Raw genomic sequence first — 19,022 nt, 5'->3', positions numbered from 1 at the left:
GTCGTGGTCACGGCGATATTGAAGGTCTCACTGGCAGAGAGGCCGGCCGGATCGGTGGCCGAAACCTGGACGCCAAGAGTGCCGACATTTGCCGATGCCGGCGTGCCGCTGAAAGTTCGTGTCGCCGCGTTGAACGTCAGCCATGAGGGAAGCGCCGCGCCGTTCAGGCCGGTTGCCGAATAGGTGAGGGCGCCGCCATCGGGATCGTTGAAGGTGCCGGCGGGCAACGTCAGCGAGAAGGCCGAGCCGACGACCGCATTCTGGTTGGCGGTCTGGGTCACCAGCACCGGCGGCGTCTCGGTCGTCGAGCCGGTATCGTTAAGGACGACATCGACCCAGTAGTTGTCGCCAGAGGCAGGGATATTAGTGGGGAAGATACTCCCTGAGGAATAGGCGAAAACGCCATTCAGACCGTTAGCCGTTGCGGACAGAGATCCGTTTGTCGGATTTTGGAGCGTGTCGAAATAGTAAGGCGTATCTGAGTATTGGCCATTGGTCATGTGGTACGAGGCGACATAGGTCGTGCCTGCAACAATGTTCACAGGACTGGAGAAGCTGACCTGCTGCCAGCCACTGGCGGTCTCGTTGGTGGACGTGGCGGTCGCCAGCAGTGTGCCGCTGGCGCTCCAAAGATCAACCACATGGGCGCCGGTGTTCAGGGACCCCTTATAGAAGCGGATCCCGGTGATTTGGCCGTTGGTACTTGACGTGAACTTGAGACCGACTTCCACGCCGTGTGGGTCACTTACATCAGCCGTAGCCGGCGTGGCGCTGGAGCCGAACAGGTTGAGGGACGTGGACGGTGAAACCGTGTACGACACGCCGGAACCCGGTGTCTCGAGATTTAGGCTGTCATCGACCGCTCGGGTTTCGATACCGTACGACCCCTTGGCCGGCGCATTGAAAGTGTAGGTCCAATTGACTGTTTGCGTGCCAACTTGACCGCTCGTCACGTGCCACGTCTTTCCACCGTCGGTCGAAATCTGAACGCCGCCAATCACGCCGCCGACGTCAGTCGCGGTACCGCTTACGGTCACGGTTTGGCCTTCGATCACGGACGAGGATGACACGCTGGTGATCTTGGACGTTGGCGCGGTGTGATCGGTCGACTGGCTCGCGATCACCAGACTTGCCTGCAGCGTCTGCGGCTGGACGCCCATGTCCGCAAACAGATTCACCATTGCCTGTTGGACATTCGGGTCGGCGTTTGTCTGATTGCCGTCCGGCGAAGAATCGTGCTGGTTTGACAAGCCCCATGACCAAAACACGCTGCCCGCCCCAAACACCAGCGCGCCACTGGTGGGATTACGGTACTCGACCAGATTGTGAGTTGCGGTACCGCTTGTGTCGACGTTCCCGAACTCCGTATTGAACGCCGTAGATTCCTGGACTGTCGTCGAAGAGAGGTCGATCAGGCCGGCAGGCATGAAGCCGTTATCGGGAGAGGAGTCCCATTCATATCCTAACAGGCCGCTTTCCAGCGAAGCTGTCTGGCCGGGTGTCGTGGCCGCGACGCTTGTGTTGCGCCAGAAACGCAACTGGGTCATGCTGTAGGGAATCTTGATCGTCCCAAGACTCCCGCTCTCGTCAACCGAGAACACCGTTCCCGTCAGCGCATTGGACGGCATGGCGGCACCGCCCCAATTGGTGGGGGCCTCAAAGGTGCCCGTCCCCTGCCCGCTAGGGTTGATCAATTGCTCAAAGTGGCTGTCCTTGTAGGTGACCAGTGTGCGATTGGCTGTCTTGCTACTGTCTATGCTCGGTGTGAACTGGGTTTGCCAGAAGATCTCGTTGCCGCTGAGGAACGTGAGGTTGACGCCCGCGTTTGCCGCGGCCTGAACATTCGCGACCTGGCTGTCGGTCCAATATTCGTCGTGTCCGGCATCCATGAACACCTTGTGGTTGAGCAGCAACGCGCCATTGGTCGCTGTATCCATGCCGGAAATGTAGCTTACGTTGTAGCCGTTTTCTTCCAGCCAGTAGATTGCGGGGTATTCGCCTGTAAACACACTATCATCTGAATTTGCGTACAGACCTACTCCATCCCGGGTCATGATCGGGCGGTTGTAACTGACCGCGTAGGCCGCGCCGCCCTGGGAAGGACCGTTGCCTCCATATAGGCTGGCGCCGCCCCAACCGTTGTAAGCCTGCCAGGTCTCATCAGACGTCTGAAAGACGATGTCGCTTGTGGAGTTGGGATCCTTGACGACGAACGGAATCTGGAAAACTTGAGTGCCTTGGACGACGTTGGCGACATAAACGCCTGATACGGCCGTGGTCGGAATGGACCATGAATCAGTGACGCTCCAATTGCCGGCGTCGACCTCTCCGGTCGCCGGGTTCGTGGTCGGGGCCGGCTGGACCGGGGCCGTGCCCTGATGTTGCAGCGTGGTCACCAGACGGGCGCCGTTTCCTCCGTAGTACCCAAGTCGATAGATCTGGATTTGATAGTTCGAGCTGCCCGTCAGATCATCGATCTTGAACTGCACCGTGTCGCCTATATTGGTGCTGATCGCGGTCGTGAATCCCTCGAGGTTAGTCGAATCGGCACCTGGATTGACCCACCAGGTGCTCCTCGGCGTGCCCGGCAACTGGTTTTCCTGCACGATCGGATTCGTGCCAGAGGGATCGGCGACAACGGTGCCGCCATGCCCGTCGGTATTCAGAGTCCAGGTCGAATCCTTTCCAGAAAACAACAAGGAGACGGTGCTAGAACCGTTGCTGAAGTTCACTTTGCTGGTGTTTGAGGTCACGTCGTACTGAACAGACGTCGACATCGACGAGGTGAACGCAAGGTCCTTCAGATCGATGAGCTGAGCCGCCGCAAGCGCCGCCCCCGGCGACGAGCTTGCGATCAGGCCCTGGAACTGCGCCGAATGATCGAGGACGAGCTCACCATTTGCCGCGTCGAAAGATACGGTTATCCCCGAAAATGACCGCTTTGTCAGTCGTCCGGAAACAGCACCTCCGATCTCGAGAACCGCCTGGTCTGAGATGTGCAGCGATCCGGTGCCGTTGACGTTGCCCTTGATATCTACGGTGGAAATTTGGTTTCCATCGGACGGGCCGGCTCGGATGATTCCGGCATCGACGACGCTGCCTTCGACGGTGAAGAGCGTGCCGGGATTGCTCGACAGAGTCACGCCTGCATGGACGACCAGGTTATTTATGTCGACGCTGCTCGTGCTCGTGACGGTATAAGCTCGAGTCGCATCCATCACCACGTTATTGGCAACTCCAGGGACACCGGTAGTCCAGTTCGTCGCGACATTCCAGGATCCGCCGCCCGGATTGCTCCAGTGGGCGATCGTGCTCGGAGCGAAGTTCGCCAAGTTGTCCGGCAACATTCGACTCATCATCAGGTCTTGCTTCGGCTCGCTCGCCGTTTCGGACGCCGGCGGGTTGAACTCCGCCTCTGAGTTGGCCGTTGTCGTCGCCGCCTCGGGCAACGTCGTCGCGAGCAGATCGCTCGGCGGCGGGTCCGCTGTAAGGCTGCCGGTATTCGCAGGAGTGCTCGAACCGACAGGAGGGTCGGATGGGGACGCATTCGTTCCCGGTGAACCGGTCGGGTCTGTTGTGGCCGACTGCGCCAGGGTTGCGGACGACGCGCCGACCATGTTGCTCGGCGCAAGAGCCGCCTCCAACGGATGCGTGCCAGAGGGATCGGCGACAACGGTGCCGCCATGCCCGTCGCTATTCAGAGTCCAGGTCGAATGCTGTCCGGAAAATAGCAAGGAGATGGCGGTAGAACCGTTGCTGAAGTTTACTTTGCTGGTGTTTAAGGTGACGTCGTACTGAACAGACGTCGACATCGAGGAGGTGAACGCAAGGTCTTTCAGATCGATGAGCTGACCCGCCGCAAGCGCCGCCCCCGGCGACGAGCTTGTGATCAGGCCCTGGAACTGCGCCGAATCATCGAGGACGAGTTCACCATTTGCCGCGTCGAAAGATACGATGATCCCGGAAAACGACCCCTTTGTCAGTCGTCCGGAAACAGCACCTCCGATCTCGAGAACCGCCTGGTCTGAGATGTGCAGCGATCCGGTGCCGTGGACGTTGCCTTTGATATCTACGGTGGAAATTTGGTTTCCATCGGACGGGCCGGCTCGGATGATTCCGTTATCGGCTACGCTGCCTTCGACGGTGAAGAGCGTGCCCGGATTGCTCGACAAATTCACGCCTGAATGGACGACCAGGTTGTTTATGTCGACGCTGCTCGCGCTCGTGACGGTATAAGCTCGAGTCGCATCCATCACCACGTTATTGGCAACTCCAGGGACACCGGTAGTCCAGTTCGTCGCGGCGTTCCAGGACCCGCCGCCCGGATTGCTCCAGTGGGCGATCGTGCTCGGAGGGAGGTTGGCCAAGTTGTCGGGCACCGTTCGAGCCATCATCAGGTCTTGCTTCGGCTCGCTCGCCGTTTCGGACGCCGGCGGATTGAACTCCGCCTCTGAGTTGGCCGTCGTCGCCGCCTCGGGCAACGTCGTCGCGAGCAGATCACTCGGCGGCGGGTCCGCTGTAAGGCTGCCGGTATCCGCAGGAGTGCTCGAACCGACAGGAGGGCCGGATGGGGTCGCATTCGAAGTCTGCGTCGAGTTCACGGAAGAAAGCCCGGCCTCTGGCGGCAGAGGAACAGGGAGTGGCTCCCCAGACAAAAGGCTCGGCGTCTGTGTCAGCATGGCAATCACCCTCGAACAATCGATTTAGTATTCGGAGTGACACAGTTTTAAATGTTTAATTCGTTTAATTTAGACGTCAATTAAATATTTAAAATTTATTAATCACAAAAATGGGACGACGTTAGAGACAGGTAAGGCCTGGATCAGGGATGAATTTTCGCGCGATGGAGTTGTCGGACTGTCGCTAACGCTCCTGGTGTTTGCAGCAAAAGCCCGTCGCGGCCGCATCGAGCCTCCTGTCTCGCCATTGTTTCGTTATCATTTGAATATCACACCAACCTGCAACCAGACCGTGTCGAGCACGCGGACACCCGCGAATTCGTTGATTTTGCTGGTTCGTTTGGTCTTTGTCGCATTTGTTACGTTTTCATGAGGTCGCTTGTTCTGCGAAACTGGCGCGGCGGTGGTCCAGCTTTCGGTCGCCAGTCAACGGCAGTACCTGTCAAAACGTCTCGGTGATCTTGCTCAGGCGAGGGGGGCGATCCGGGTCAAATCCGCAGGTGCGCGCCGTCTGCTCGATCATCCGATAGGCTGGAACGAGCATGGTGATCGGATCCGTGGCGGGGTCATCCTCCGCCAACCACGGCAGCGAGCCATGCGGACCGCCGCATAGGTGCAGCGCGATCTTCTGCTCGCGCAATTCTTCTGCCAGCGCGTCCACCGAGGCCGCCGTTTCATCCATGAGGCGCATCATCACAACCGGCGTGCGCGATGATAGCGCGGCCCGCGGCCCATGCTGCAGCTCGGCGGCGCTCAGACCAATGGAAGGCAGGCGCAGGATTTCCGAAAGTTTGAGCGCGATCTCCCGCGCCGAGCCCAGGCCCAGGCCCCGCGCCGCCACAAACACGGCTGACGCCTTGGCGAGATCATCGGCAATCCCGGACCAGTCGAGCGCCAGCGCGCGGTGCAGGCGCTCGGGCAGCCTGTCGAGGGCTGCCCGCAGCGCGTGATCTTCCGCCAGCTCGGCAGCAAGTCCGGCGCTCGCGGCCATCGAGCCGATCACGGTCTTGGTCGCAGCTATGGAGTGTTCTTTGCCGGCTTCGATCGGAATGACGAACTCCGCTTCGTCAGCCACCGGCGACGACGTCGCATTGACGATGGCGACGGTGCGGGCGCCCGCTGATCGCGCCGACCTGGTCGCCGCGACAAGATCCGGGCTGCGCCCGGATTGCGAGATCACGACGAACAGCGCATCGCGCAGCATCAAGGGCGTACGAAATGCCGTGATCACCGAAGGAGCGCTGGCGGAAACGGGAAGGCGAAGCCGCGTCTCGACAAGGTATCTTAGGAAAACCCCCGCATGCCCGGAGCTTCCCCGGCCGCATACAACGCACAGGGGCGCGGAGCCAATCCCAATTCGCTGCGCGATGTCGCGCGTGGCGGGGCGGTTACGAACAATCTTGGCGACGACATCCGCGCTTTCCCCGATTTCGCTCGCCATCGCGGATGTTGTCACGGGTCAATCTCTCCGCCTTGCTTGCGCGCCGCCGCTCCCTTGGGATGCCGGTCACCATCCTTGTTACGATCCTTGTCGCGATCCTTGGTGATATCCTTGGCGAGCTCGGCAAACACGTGCCGAAGGTTGCCGTCGAAGTTTTTCAGGATGGTTTCGGCATCAACCCTGTCGACACCCAACGCCAGGAGGCTTGCCGTCTTGATGTCTCCCTCGGCCTGCTCGAGCGAGCGTGCCGCGTGGGACGGATCACAATGCGCGATTTGCGCCACCATGGCCTCGGCGCGCCGCTTCAGCTTGGCATTGGTCGGCTGCATGTTCACCATCATGCCGCGATACACCCGGCCAAGGCGCAGCATGATCCCTGAAGAGATCAGGTTCAGCACAACCTTCTGCGCGGTGCCCGCCTTCATCCGCGTCGAGCCGGCGATCAGCTCGCAGCCGGTCTCGACCAAGATCGGAAACTTTGCCGATGCCAGCAGTGCGGTGCCGGGATTGTTGGCGACGCCGATCGTCACGGCACCGAAAGAGCCTGCCTGCTGCAGCGCCGCGACCGTGAATGGTGTTGTCCCGCTGGCGGCAACGGCGATCACCACGTCGTGCGGTGTGAGCCGCGCGGCATTGATTTGCGTGACCGCATCATCGACATCATCCTCCGCGCCCTCGACGCTGGTGACGAACGCGCTGTCTCCGCCGGCGACGATGAAGCGGACGCGCTCGTTGGGCCAGGCGAAGGTCGGCAGCAACTCGGCGCCGTCCTGGACCGCCACGCGGCCCGAGGTGCCGGCGCCGACATATACAATGCGTCCGCGATCGCCCAGCGCCGCCTTGGCCACTTCGGTCGCCGCAGTGATCGCGGGGAGGGCATGGCCGATCGCCGCGACTGCCGCAAGCTGGCCCTCCCACATCGCTTCCATCGCTGACGTCAGCGACCATGCATCAAGATCGGCAAAGCGGGGATCGACTTCTTCGGTGGCCATATAGTTGATCCGTGCGCCATCAAACGCGGAACTTTGAATCCTGTTCATGGTCGGTTTCTCTTTTGGGCAGGTCAAGCCGCCCTCGCGCCACCAGCAACGCGCCGGCCGCCGCGTCGGCGTCGGGACGCCTCAGGCGAGCGCGCAGGTCAGGCGTCAGCCAGGGGGTAATGGCATCCGCGAGTCCGCCCACCAGCGAGAGCCGGTCAACTCCTCTCGCCAGGAACAGATCGAGCAGATCGCCAATGGCATCGGCCGCGCGTTCGACAATGCGACGGCCGACCGGATCGCCCTGGTTGGCGTGGCGCATCACGATCGGCGCGAACGCAGCGTAGTTCGTGGCTCTGGCTTCTTCAGACCAAGCCACCGCCTGATAGGGATCATGATCGAATGCGCCCAGCACCTCTGAAAGCAATGGGGTCAGCTCGCCGCGGCGATCCGCGGCCCGCAGCGCCAATCGAACAACCTGCAGGCCGATGTCAGCGCCGCTGCCTTCGTCCGACACGGGAAAGCCGTAACCGCCGAGACGGATTTCGCGGCCGTCGATCAGGCCGACACCCACCGAGCCTGTACCGGCTACCACAATAGCCCCGTCTGCGCCGCTATGGGCACCGAGACAGGCCGCGAGGCCGTCGCTGATGAAGATGACAGACGCAAAGGGATGCGCGATCTTGTTGAGCGCCGCTTCCGCGCCCCGGCGACCAATTCCGGCAAGGCCAAATCCGGCGTGCATCCGCGCGAAATCCTCGTGCGTCAATCCGGCCTGTGCGGCTGCCGCTTCGGTGGCCTCCATGATGGACCGCCAGGCCTTCTCGAAGCCGATCCGCGTCGTAGCAGGTCCGGAGCTCGCTTCACCGACCGCCCTGCCGCTTTCGTCCTCGATCCGGGCGCGGCAGCGGGTTCCGCCGCCATCAATGCCGAGATACGTGGTACCTTTTGTTCCCATGGAAAGTTAACGCCAGGGTTTCGCTCCGGGTCCCTCCCGAAGCCGCTTGGTGTACATATGGGGTGTTGTACCAGACTCGCCTCACGAGTCCGTGACTGCCATTCTCGGATCAATACAGATGGGCCACGCTTGGTCTTCCGCCTCTCTCTCGATTGCCGCGCAACACATCTTTGATGGTGTCGACATGCGCGGCCCGGGGTCGGTCAGGATATCGCAGGGGCGGATTGAAAGCATCACCTTCGGCGAGGCGGCGGCACACGCCTCCATCCACCTTCCCGCGGACGCGATCCTTGCACCCGGATTCATCGACATCCAGGTGAACGGAGGCGGGGGCGTTCTTCTCAACGACCAGCCGACGGAGGCTGGCGTTCGACGCATCGTTGAGGCGCACCGTAAGCAGGGGACCACGGGTTGCCTGCCGACCCTCATCACCGATCGCAGCGAGGTCATCGAGCGATTGGCTGCAGTCGCCCAGGCTTGTCTGACGATTCCCGGCGTGCTCGGCTTTCATCTGGAAGGGCCGGCTCTCAACAGGTCTCGCAAGGGCATTCATCCGGAAGCCGAGATACGCGTGCCCGATCGGCGCGATCTCACCGCGATCAAAAGTTTCGGGGGCCGCGGCCGCTCCATTGTGACCTTGGCCCCGGAATGCGTGCCCGCGTCCATGATCGATGAATTGATTGGCGCCGGATTGCGTATCGCGGCCGGCCACAGCGACGCCACCGCAGCCGAAATCGGCCAGGTGGTCGATCGCGGTGTCTCGGGGGTGACCCACCTGTTCAATGCCATGTCGCAGTTGAACGCCCGGGAGCCGGGCTTGGTGGGCGCCGCGCTTTGGGATGACCGGCTGTTTGCAGGGATCATCTGCGACGGCATCCACGTTGACCGCGCCGGTTTGCGTGTTGCCTTCCGTTGCAAGGGACGCGATCGATTGATGCTGGTCACTGACGCCATGCCACTCGTGGGCACGAACGACCGGCAATTCACGCTGCAGGGAAGGCAGATCACGTTGCATGAAAATCGCCTGACTGGCCCCGATGGCACCCTCGCGGGTGCTCACCTCACCATGATCGAGGCGGTGCGCAACGCTGTTGAGCTCGCCGGAATCTCCCTTCTCGATGCCCTCATCATGGCCTCTCGGACGCCCGCTTCATTCCTGGGCCTTGAGTCCGTGCTTGGACGGATCGCGCCTGGATACCGCGCGGACCTTGTCGCCTTCAATCCGAACTTTGAAGTCGTCGGCACATGGATAGGCGGTGTCGGTTCGATGGACGAGACGGGCGAGGCTTCTCACCGAGGTTAGATGCGCAACCATCCCATCATCGTGCAAAAATATGGCGGTGTCTGTCTCGAAACACCGGAGAAAATTCGCGCGGTCGCGCGCAGTCTTGCCGACCTGCAAGGCCGCGGTCATCGTGTCGTCGCGATCGTCTCCGCCATGGGTAAGACCACCGACCAATTGATCCAGATGGCCTATCAGGTAAGTCCTGCTCCCAATCGCCGTGAACTCGACATGCTGCTGACGACCGGTGAGCGCATCAGCATGTCCCTGATGAGCATGGCGCTTGCCGACCTCGGTGTATCAGCGATCAGCTTCACCGGCAGCCAGGCCGGCGTGATGACCGACGACTCCCATTCCTCGGCACGCATTCTGGATGTCCGGCCCATTCGTGTGCGTGAGGAGCTTGATCGTGGTCGCGTCGTGGTGCTGGCAGGATTTCAGGGCGTGAACCCGGCGACGCGGGAAATCACCACGCTCGGCCGGGGCGGCAGCGACACCACGGCCGTTGCGATGGCCGCGGCGCTGAAAGCCGAACGCTGTGAAATCATCAAAGAGGTCGACGGAATTTGTTCGGCCGATCCGCGCATCGCGCCGGATGCAAGACCCCTGCGGCGAGTGGACTTCGCATCCCTGTCCGAAATGTGCTTCTGGGGTGCAAAGATCCTGCATTTTCGCAGCGTAGAGCTGGCGCAAAGTCAGGATGTGCCGCTGGTCATCAAGCGGTGGGGCGGCGTCGAACACAGCACGCAAGTGATGAAAGAGGTTGCAGGCATGGAAAACGGAAGGGTTCTGGCCGTCAACTCGATGGCGCGCATTGAGCACGTGGAAATCGATTCCAACGATCTCAATCACGGTTTCGAGAAATTCGCGCAGCATCTCAAGCAAAACAGCCTGTCCTGGCCGCAGCTCCTCGCATCGAGCTTCACCCTGGGAAAAACCAGCATGACCGTGGCCTGCGATGCAGAGTGGCTCGACGCCCTGCTCCGCACGCTGGAGCACGCCAAGGATCTGCGCACGCAGCGCGAAGCCTCAAGCTCGGTCAGTCTCACCTGCTTCGGCGGCGTTTCGTCGGAATTGCCGTTCAGGGCGTTGCAGGTTCTCGGACAACACGGGATCGTCCCCGACAGTTACGTGTTGTCGCCGCATTCGGTCAGTCTGTTCGTCCCGGTGGAGAACCGCGAGGCCGCGGTCAAGGCGCTGCATTCGCTTGTCCAGCACGCATAAAGCCGAGCGCGAGCTAAGCTCGGTCACGAACAGCCGGGCGCTCGCAAAACCATCGACATTATAATATCGGCATTGCAGCGACCCGTGTGTACCATGTCCGACATGGGATTGTGACACTGGCTGGCTAGTGTCCGCGACGCGCTTATGAATCTGGGGGAGGCGTGGGCTCGCTGGAGCGCGATCGCCCGCGAGACCGAATCGCGCTCATCGTTCGCATTGGAACTAAAATCGCCACCTATCGGTTTCTGTTTCCGATCCCTGCCATGATATGCGGATCGACGTGACGATCATAGTCCTCGGCACTAAGAAAACCGAGCGCCACCGCAGATTCGCGCGGTGTCGTGGAATCGCTCAACGCCTTGGCGGTGATCTTCGCGACCTTGTCGTAACCAAGGATCGGATTCAGAGCGGTCGCGAGCAGAAGGGCGTTCGACACGTTTCGATCAAGCTGCTGCCGGTCGATGTCCAGATCATGAATGAGACGCACCGCAAACGTCCGGCTGCTGTCCGCCAGAATCCGGATGGACTGCAGGATGTTGTAGATCAGTACGGGTTTGGCGACGTTGAGCTCGAAGTTACCCGACGCGCCCGCTGCCGTGACGGTCGCGTGATTGCCGATCACCTGAAACGCAGCCTGCGTCACCACTTCTGCGATGGTCGGGTTCCGCTTGCCCGGCATGATGGACGAGGTCAGTCCGTCGTGCGGGATGACGAGCTCACCCAGGCCGCAGCGCGGGCCTGAACCCAGAAACCGGATGTCGTTCGCGACTTTGAGAAGGCACACTGCAAGCGTGTTGAGCGTGCCGGAAACTTCAACCAGGGTGTCGTGTGCGCCCATCCCCTCAAACTTGCTCCGATTGGACGTGAAGGGCAGGCCGGTCAATGCGCTCAGTTCATCGCAGAACGCCACGTCGAAGCCAGCCGCCGCGTTGAGGCCGGATCCGACCGCGGTCCCGCCCTGCACGACGACATGGAGGCGAGGCAACGCATCGTCGATCCGGGCGATGCAATTATCGATCTGGGTGTAGAAGGCCTGAAAAGCTTGCCCCATCGTCATGGGAACCGCATCCATCAAATGCGTGCGTCCGATCTTCACGACGTCCGAAAAAGATACGGCCTTCGCCGCGAGTTCGTCGCGCAGCGTTTTCAAAGCCGGCAGCAGGCGGTCGCGTATCTCCAGCGAGGCGGCAATGTGCATCACCGTTGGAAAGCTGTCGTTGGACGACTGCGAGCAATTGACGTGATCGTTGGGATGGATCGGTGCCTTCGTGCCGAGTGGCTGACCCAGCATTTCGTTGGCGCGGTTGGCAATGACCTCGTTGACGTTCATGTTGGTCTGTGTGCCAGAACCAGTCTGCCAGATCGTCAATGGAAAATGATCGTCGAAGCGGCCCTCCCGCAGTTCCACGGCAGCCAGCTCGATCGGCTCGCCAATCGCCCGATCAAGCACGCCAAGCTGAACGTTGGCACGGGCCGCCGCGATCTTCTGCACAGCAAAAGCGCGAAACAGACACACAGGAAAACGCTCGTCACCGACTTCAAATACCCCAAGCGCGCGTTGCGTCTGCGCGCCCCAATAGCGATCGGCTGGCACTTCGATGGCGCCAAATGCGTCATGTTCGATGCGTGACTGGACCACGTTGGCTGTCCTCCCGTGGAGACTCGAAACCGGAGATTAAGTTCAGTTTGCGCTAGGCAGTTTCGACGCGCTTCCAGGCGGTCTCGTCGAACTCTCCGGCCAGTTTCGCGACGACCACCGTTGCCACCGTGTTGCCGATGACGTTGCACGTCGCAAGCGCGATTGAGAGAAAGCGATAGACGCCGAAGATCAGCGCGAGGCCGTCGACCGGCAGAATTCCGGATGCCGTGACGGTCGCGGCGAAGACGACGAAGGAACCACCTGAGACCGTGGCCGCGCCCTTCGATGTCAAAAGCATGATCGCGAGAATTCCGATTTCCTGCTCCCAGCTGAGCGGCACGCCATAGGCATTGGCCAGAAAGATCACGCCCATCGACATGAACAGGGAGGTGCCGTCGAGATTGAAGGCGTATCCGGTCGGCAGGACGAGCCCGACCGTCTGCTTCGAGGCTCCATACGCCGGCAGCTTCTCCAGCAGGCGCGGCAACACGCTTTCCGAGGAGGCGGTGCCCAGCATGATGATGATTTCGTCGCGGATGTAACGCAGCAGCCGGAAGATATTGATGCTGAACATGGCGCAGACTGCGCCGAGGACCACCACAATGAAGAGGATAACCAAGGCGTAGAACGTCAGCACGAAGTATGCGAGCGAAATCAGTACGGCTGTTCCATTGGAGCCGACGGCATAGGCGACGGCGCCGAACGTTCCAATCGGCGCCAGGGCCATGATGATGTGGATGAACTCGAAGAACGCGGTCGAGATCGTGTTCAGTCCGCTCTCGATGGGTGCGCGCTTCTCCGGCGAGAGCGCCATCAGCCCGAAGCCGAAGATCAACGCGATGACGAGAACCTGAAGCAACTCGCCGCGCGCGAAGGCGCCGACGAAATTGTCTGGGAAGACGTTGAGCAGGAACTGGTCGAATGTCGTGTGCGAGGTTGCCGCAGCCTTCGTCGCGGCTTCGGCGCCTTTGGTCGCTGTTGCCGGTGCAGTGATATGATCGAGGTTCTTGCCGACCCCGACGAGATTTCCGAACAGCAGGCCAAGTGCCAGTGCAATCGTCGAGACGATCTCGAAATAGATCATGGCGATCAGCCCGACTTTGCCGACCCGTTTGATGTCTCCGGCCGCGACGACACCGACGGCGACTGTGAGAAAAACCAGCGGCGCGACCGCCGTCTTGATCAGCCGCAGGAAGATATCACCGAGGATCTTCAGGGAAGCGCCGAATTCGGGCCACACAAGACCAACGATGATTCCGAGCACCATGCTGACGGCAACCTGGAGACCGAGGTTCTTCCACAGGGCCTTCTTCGTTGGCTTGACGGTCTGTTCGAGAGCAATGTCGTCGCGCTGCGTTGTCGCCATGGCGGCCATGGTGTCCTCCGGGGTCATCTGTTGGGCTGAAGCGGCGCTCTGCGGCGCATTAATGAGATCGGGTGCTCGGCGCGGGCGACATCAGTCGTCGCGAGCGGCGTTCGCGCCTGAAATGTCCAAAACGCGATCGACCATCGGGCCGCACAGGCCCAAATAGTTCGCGGGATCGCAGTGACGCCTGATCACATCCTTGCCACCGAGAGCTTCGGCGATCTCCGGCACATCAGCGAGAATGTCGGCGAGTTGTCCGCCGCCTTCGATGGCCTTGCGGCAGGCGTCATAGACGACGTCGTGCGCTTTTTGCCGCCCGAGCTTTGGCGCGGCGGCCATCATCACGGCCTCCGCAACGATGAGGCCTTGGGTGAGATCGAGATTGTCCAGCATTCGCCGCTCATGGACGACAAGGCCGGCGAGCATGAACTTGGCGTTGGCCAGCGACGAGGCCGTCAGCAGGAAGCTTTCCGGCAGCGACACCCATTCGAGGTGCCAAGGGCCGGTGGCGCGCTCGAAATCGTGGATCATGCCGTCCAGCATCGCGGCGACGTGCTGCCGCACGGCCTTTGCCGCCGCGAGCATCAGTTCGCTGGAGATGGGATTGCGCTTCTGCGGCATCGTCGACGAGGCACCGCGCCCGGGCACGAACGGCTCGGAGACCTCGCCGAATTCCGACGCCGACATCAGCATCACGTCGGTCGCGATCTTCCCCAATGTGCCGGTGATGAGGCCCAGCAAAGTCACGGACTCGGCGATGCCATCCCGGGCGACGTGCCATGTGATCGACGGCTGATGCAGTCCCAGCTCGTCGCAGAACAGTTTCTGCATTTCGAGGCCGGCGGCGCCGACAGAGGCAAGCGTGCCGGCGGCCCCGGAGAATTCGCCAAGCAGGATACGCGGCAGCGCCTGATCGACGCGCTCGATATGCCGGTTAATGGAGGACAGCCAGACCGCGGCCTTGTAGCCGAACGTCACTGGAAGCGCCTGCTGGAGATGGGTTCGCCCGGCCATCGGCGTGTCGCGGTATTTCCGCGCCATCGTCGCCAGGATGTCACGGACCTCGCGCAGGTCACGCGCAACGATTTGAAGCGCTGCCCGGATCTGCAGAACGTTGGCCGTGTCCATGATGTCCTGGGTCGTCGCCCCCCAATGAACGTAACGACCAGCTTCACCCGCAGCTTCCGAAAGCTGATGCACAAGCGGAAGGATGGGATAACCGACGATCTCGGTTTCGTGACGCAGCTTTTCGACGTCGATCTTGATGGAGCGCGCAGCCGCCTCGATGGCGTTGGCGGCGGCTTTCGGCACCACGCCCAATCGGGCCTGGGCACGGGCAAGGGCGACTTCGGCTTCGATATAGCGCGCGATGAGCGCATCGTCGGCAAAGACCGCCCGCATTTCGGCAGTCCCGAACATGTCGCGAAACAAAGCCGAATCGAAAACTGTGCTGCCCATCCGTCGACCCCCTTTGGATCCTTGTGTTATATTATGTACCTACATATTAATATGTACGTACATAAAGGATGAGTCAACATCCTTTCTTGACGAATCCCACTCCCATTGGGCTTCCATTGACCGGATAGAACGGAGGCAGGTGTGGAAACGCGTTACGCTTACGTTGCTCGCCTGCTCACGGAGGCAATCGCGGGCGGTCGACATCCCATAGGTTCGGTTCTGCCCAACGAGTTCGAGCTGGCCGAACAGTTTGCCGTGAGCCGCTCGACGGTGCGTGCCGCAATGCGCGAACTTCAGGCGTCAGGCCTCGTCAGCCGCAAGCGGAATGCAGGCACCCGCGTCGAAGCGCTGACGCCGCAGCGCAGCGGTGGCGGATTTACCCAGGCGCTCGAATCCATAGAGGCCGTGCAGCGGTTCGGCGTCGAAACCGAACGCCACGTCCAGCGGGTTGCCGAGGTCGTCGCCGATGATGCGCTGGCACGGGATCTCGGATGCCAGCCCGGGCGTCGCTGGCTGCGCATATCGAGCCTCCGCATGATCCCCGGCGATGCAACGAAGACTCCGATCTGCTGGACTGATGTCTACATTGACGACGCTTTTACGCGCGAGGTTCGATCCAGGATGGAAGACCATCGCGACATCTTCGGCACGCTGGTGGAAAAGATATCCGGCCGGCGATTCAGCGAAATTCGTCAGGATATCCGTGCGGTCGGCGTCTCCCATGACATGGCAGAGCCTTTGAAGGCCACGCCGGGCGCGCACGCGCTTGCGATCCGGCGCCAATATCTCTTCAGCTCGAACGAGATGGCCGAAGTATCGCTCAGCATTCACCCGGCCGATCGATATAGCTACACGACTAGGTTGATGCGGAAGGATTCGGAGCGGGAGTAAGGTCCCGTGCATTGCGTTGAAACGTTCCCGGCCGGCAATGATTTCACGCGGCGCCCATAACCATCCGCAGATGTTGCGCCAGCTCGGCGCGACGGAAGGGTTTGCCGATAACGGGAAACTCGCCCTCTGCCCCGTGGCGCGACAAAGTGTCTGCCGCGTTGCCTGAAGTGAGCAAAATCTTGATGCCGCTGCAGAGGTGCTTCGCTTCGCGAGCCAGTTCAACACCGCTGATGCCTCCCGGCATCATGATATCGCTGAATAGCAGATCCAGTTTCTTGTTATCCCTCAGAATCCGGATGGCGTCGGCGCCATCTTGGGCGCAGAGGACTTCATAGCCGAGCTCTCTCAGTATTGCTGACGTGACGTCCATGACGTCGTGATCATCTTCGACCATGAGAACCCTGCCTGACCCTGCTGCTATGTCCTGGAGTTGGGTGATATCCCTCCCCACATCGGACGCTTGGCCGGATCTGGGCAGATAGAGACTGACCGTGGTTCCCATTCCGACTGTGCTTTCGATGGCGACATGGCCGCCGGATTGCCGGACGAACCCATAAACCATGCTGAGGCCGAGCCCGGTTCCTTTGCCGACCTCCTTCGTGGTGAAAAACGGTTCGAACACCCGATCCAGCGTGTCTTGCGGCATGCCGCAGCCAGTGTCGGTGACGGAGAGCTTGACGTACGATCCGGATGCGACGCCGGCAATGGCGCCCTCGTCAAGGGTTATATTTCGCGCCTCGATATCCAGCCTGCCGCCGTCCGGCATGGCGTCGCGCGCGTTCAGGGCCAGGTTGAGGAGTGCTGTCTCCAGCTGCGCAGGGTCAAGATGGCATGGCCACAGTTGATCATCCGCGACAAGGTTGATCTTGCACCTGTCCCCGAGTGCGCGAAGGATCAGTCCCTGAAAATCCCGAATGAGAGCATCAATGTGAATGGTCTTCGGGTTCAGCTTCTGCCGTCGGGAAAAAGCGAGAAGCTGCGCGGTTAGGCTCGCACCCCGGTCGGCGGCCTTCCGCGCCGCTACTGCGAGTCTCTGGACGCATTTGTCGTCTGCCGTACGGCTCTCGATAAGTTCGAGATTGCCGGAAATCACCATCAGCAAATTGTTGAAGTCGTGGGCAACGCCGCCCGTGAGCTGACCGACGGCCTCCATTTTTTGGCTCTGATGAAGTTGTTCTTCCATCAAGCGCCGCGCCTCCACGGCATGCTTCTGTTCGGTGATGTCTCGAAACAGGATGACGATGCCTTCGCCGGATGGGAATGCATTGACCGCGTACCAGACATCTCGGAAGAACGTTTCGACGGACGCGGAGCTCTGTTCCGACATAGCCGTATGTGCTCGGGCCGAGAGGTCTTTGTCGGTCCAATCCGGAAAGATCTCGCACAGATTCACGCCGATGAGGTCATATCCTACAGCGAGCTGCGCCTTCGCCCTCTCGTTCAGATAAGTGATGTACCATTCTGTATCGACGATAAGGACGCAGTCGGTCGTGCTCTCGAATATTGTCGTGATCCGAGCCGCTGCCTGCTCGGCTTTCTCCTTGGCATCGTGCAGCTCGTGTTCGCGGTTCGCGAGCGCATCGGCCATGGTGTTGAATGCGTCGGCGACCCGGGTAATCTCTGATCCTTTGTCCCGGATATGCACTCGACGCGCGTAGTCGCCAAGCCGCCATTGGTTGGCCGCATCAACCATTTGTCCCAGCGGATGCTGGATGAACCGACGGGCACCAAACCAGGTCAAGGCCAGCACCACCGACGTGGCCAGGACAATCAGAAGGATGCCTAGCCGCGTACGACGTTGGATCTGACTGAAGGCCAGCGTCTTGTCGACGCCGAAGGTAACAAAAATCTCTCCGGCGTCTGCTTGCAGCGCCGTGTAGCCTACGATCCGTTCTACACCGTCAATGTCGCGCGCGGTTGTTGTGCCCGAGGGATCCGAGTGCAAGTAACGGTCATCGGGTATCCTCCGGCCGACGAACTGGTCGTTACGAGGATAGCGTGCGAGGTACGTGCCGTTGCGGTCTCTAATGGCGAGGGCGACGCCGGGGGGCGGGCCCTTCTGCGCGAGATAATGAGCCAGCCAATCGAGGCTGAGGGCGGCTATTACGACGCCGCCCATGTGGCCATCGTCGGCATAGAATGGCAGGGCAAAGTGGAGGACGTTGCGGCCGGTCGCTCGGCCGTGCGCGAATTCTCCGACGGTAAACTTGCCGGTTTTCAGGACGTTGGCAAAGTAGGCGCGTCCGGCCGCGGTCGAGGGCTTGTAATCGCTGGTCGAGTCGCAGAACGAATCGCCATTCATGTCGACCGCAATAAAATCAATGAACTCCGGGTAGCGCTCCTTGATTCTGGAGAGGTAAGCCTCGCATCCGCGGGCGTCCTTCGCCTTGACCGCGGGAAGCTCCGAGAGTGCAATCAATGCCTGGCGAATTCCTTGGATGATCTGCTGCTGCTCGGCGGCGGCGAGCTTGGCGAGACCAAGCGCCAGCTCTTGCACTTCCATTTGGTGCGAGAAACGGAGGTCGAACTCATTGTACAACTGGATTGCGATTCCAGGCAGAAGGGCAAACGCCACCAGGGCAAACAGCCGCAACAATAAGGCCACTGCCTAATTTCCAGGACGAGAAATCTGACGTTGCAGGCTGTAGAGCTTTGGCGCGCGAGGACGGCGCAGGGCGTCACGCCCGCAGCACACCTTGGCTTCGCGATCACGGTAATCGGTCCGACCGACCAGCGGACGTCGTGCGTGTCGCCTTCGTGTCATCTCTTACTTCTCTGCTGTTCCAATTGGGGGAGGGCAGTACATCGGCTTTGTTACGGCGCGATTTCGGTGTTTCGAGTTTTGTCACCGTGGTGCCATATTTGTCGCGCCAACGACCAACGTCGCGTTGTTTGTTACAGTTGAAACGGAGCGCCGCTGGGAGGAGCGTTACGAGGGACTCGTACTCATCCTCGACCCAACATCGAAGCGTTCGTGGCAAGAGACGGTGCATGAGAAGATGGGTGCGCCCCACGCTTCAAGCGTGGCCGCTTGCGGCCGCCGCTGGAGGATCGAAGGCGCTGCTATGGCATGGGCATCGTTCGAAATGCACGCTGAGTCAACAATC

At 60.8% G+C, this 19,022-nt stretch carries 11 protein-coding genes; 3 read left to right on the top strand and 8 right to left on the bottom strand.

Translation table 11 applies throughout. The annotated features are described in order from the left end of the window. From AC5ZG5_RS20995 to AC5ZG5_RS20980, 4 genes are all read right to left on the bottom strand, one after another. A partial coding sequence (locus AC5ZG5_RS20995) for a N,N-dimethylformamidase beta subunit family domain-containing protein (RefSeq protein WP_496165465.1) occupies nucleotides 1-4,679 on the bottom strand: 4,679 nt, incomplete at its 3' end. Nucleotides 4,680-5,121: 442 nt separating this feature from the next. After that, a complete protein-coding gene (locus AC5ZG5_RS20990; protein WP_456643828.1) occupies nucleotides 5,122-6,120 on the bottom strand; it encodes an SIS domain-containing protein in 999 nt (332 codons plus the stop codon). Between the two features lie 11 nt (nucleotides 6,121-6,131). After that, nucleotides 6,132-7,112: an N-acetylmuramic acid 6-phosphate etherase gene (locus AC5ZG5_RS20985; RefSeq protein ID WP_456643829.1), complete on the bottom strand. Its 981-nt coding sequence runs from the start codon at nucleotides 7,110-7,112 to the stop codon at nucleotides 6,132-6,134. Between the two features lie 19 nt (nucleotides 7,113-7,131). Then, a complete protein-coding gene (locus AC5ZG5_RS20980; RefSeq protein WP_456643729.1) occupies nucleotides 7,132-8,055 on the bottom strand; it encodes a glucosamine kinase nucleotide-binding domain-containing protein in 924 nt (307 codons plus the stop codon). A gap of 118 nt (nucleotides 8,056-8,173) precedes the next feature. On the opposite strand from AC5ZG5_RS20980, the gene nagA reads away from it, so the two are divergent. Together nagA and AC5ZG5_RS20970 are read left to right on the top strand one after the other, a co-directional pair. Beyond that, nucleotides 8,174-9,358, top strand: a complete 1,185-nt coding sequence (gene nagA, locus AC5ZG5_RS20975; protein ID WP_456643730.1) for an N-acetylglucosamine-6-phosphate deacetylase — start codon at nucleotides 8,174-8,176, stop codon at nucleotides 9,356-9,358. Then, a complete protein-coding gene (locus AC5ZG5_RS20970) occupies nucleotides 9,359-10,561 on the top strand; it encodes an aspartate kinase (RefSeq protein ID WP_456643731.1) in 1,203 nt (400 codons plus the stop codon). A 235-nt stretch (nucleotides 10,562-10,796) separates the two neighbouring features. On the opposite strand, the gene AC5ZG5_RS20965 is transcribed toward AC5ZG5_RS20970, so the two are convergent. The 3 genes from AC5ZG5_RS20965 to AC5ZG5_RS20955 all read right to left on the bottom strand — a co-directional run bounded on the left by AC5ZG5_RS20965 (nucleotide 10,797) and on the right by AC5ZG5_RS20955 (nucleotide 15,024). Then, entirely contained in the window at nucleotides 10,797-12,200 is a 1,404-nt protein-coding gene (locus tag AC5ZG5_RS20965) for a class II fumarate hydratase (RefSeq protein WP_456643732.1), read from the bottom strand. 52 nt (nucleotides 12,201-12,252) lie between these two features. Beyond that, nucleotides 12,253-13,566, bottom strand: a complete 1,314-nt coding sequence (locus AC5ZG5_RS20960; protein WP_456643830.1) for a cation:dicarboxylate symporter family transporter — start codon at nucleotides 13,564-13,566, stop codon at nucleotides 12,253-12,255. A gap of 90 nt (nucleotides 13,567-13,656) precedes the next feature. Continuing rightward, nucleotides 13,657-15,024: a class-II fumarase/aspartase family protein gene (locus AC5ZG5_RS20955; protein ID WP_456643733.1), complete on the bottom strand. Its 1,368-nt coding sequence runs from the start codon at nucleotides 15,022-15,024 to the stop codon at nucleotides 13,657-13,659. 141 nt (nucleotides 15,025-15,165) lie between these two features. Between AC5ZG5_RS20955 and AC5ZG5_RS20950 the strand changes: the two genes are divergently transcribed. After that, nucleotides 15,166-15,915 carry a GntR family transcriptional regulator gene (locus AC5ZG5_RS20950; RefSeq protein ID WP_456643734.1) on the top strand — a complete coding sequence of 250 codons (750 nt, stop codon included), beginning with the start codon at nucleotides 15,166-15,168 and terminating at the stop codon, nucleotides 15,913-15,915. A 43-nt stretch (nucleotides 15,916-15,958) separates the two neighbouring features. On the opposite strand, the gene AC5ZG5_RS20945 is transcribed toward AC5ZG5_RS20950, so the two are convergent. Further along, nucleotides 15,959-18,520, bottom strand: a complete 2,562-nt coding sequence (locus AC5ZG5_RS20945; protein WP_456643735.1) for an ATP-binding protein — start codon at nucleotides 18,518-18,520, stop codon at nucleotides 15,959-15,961. Nucleotides 18,521-19,022: the final 502 nt, after the last annotated feature.

The sequence above is a fragment of the Bradyrhizobium sp. Ses1 genome (assembly GCF_059512365.1).
The sequence above is the reverse complement of the archived record's forward strand: the minus strand, read 5'-3'. Positions and strand labels throughout refer to the sequence as shown.

Coding starts and splice junctions, on each gene's coding strand:
- AC5ZG5_RS20985 (WP_456643829.1), bottom strand. CDS start 7,112: ATGGCCACCGAAGAAGTCGATCCCCGCTTTGCCGATCTTGATGCATGG.
- AC5ZG5_RS20980 (WP_456643729.1), bottom strand. CDS start 8,055: ATGGGAACAAAAGGTACCACGTATCTCGGCATTGATGGCGGCGGAACC.
- AC5ZG5_RS20955 (WP_456643733.1), bottom strand. CDS start 15,024: ATGGGCAGCACAGTTTTCGATTCGGCTTTGTTTCGCGACATGTTCGGG.
- AC5ZG5_RS20960 (WP_456643830.1), bottom strand. CDS start 13,566: ATGGCGACAACGCAGCGCGACGACATTGCTCTCGAACAGACCGTCAAG.
- AC5ZG5_RS20970 (WP_456643731.1), top strand. CDS start 9,359: ATGCGCAACCATCCCATCATCGTGCAAAAATATGGCGGTGTCTGTCTC.
- nagA (WP_456643730.1), top strand. CDS start 8,174: ATGGGCCACGCTTGGTCTTCCGCCTCTCTCTCGATTGCCGCGCAACAC.
- AC5ZG5_RS20990 (WP_456643828.1), bottom strand. CDS start 6,120: ATGGCGAGCGAAATCGGGGAAAGCGCGGATGTCGTCGCCAAGATTGTT.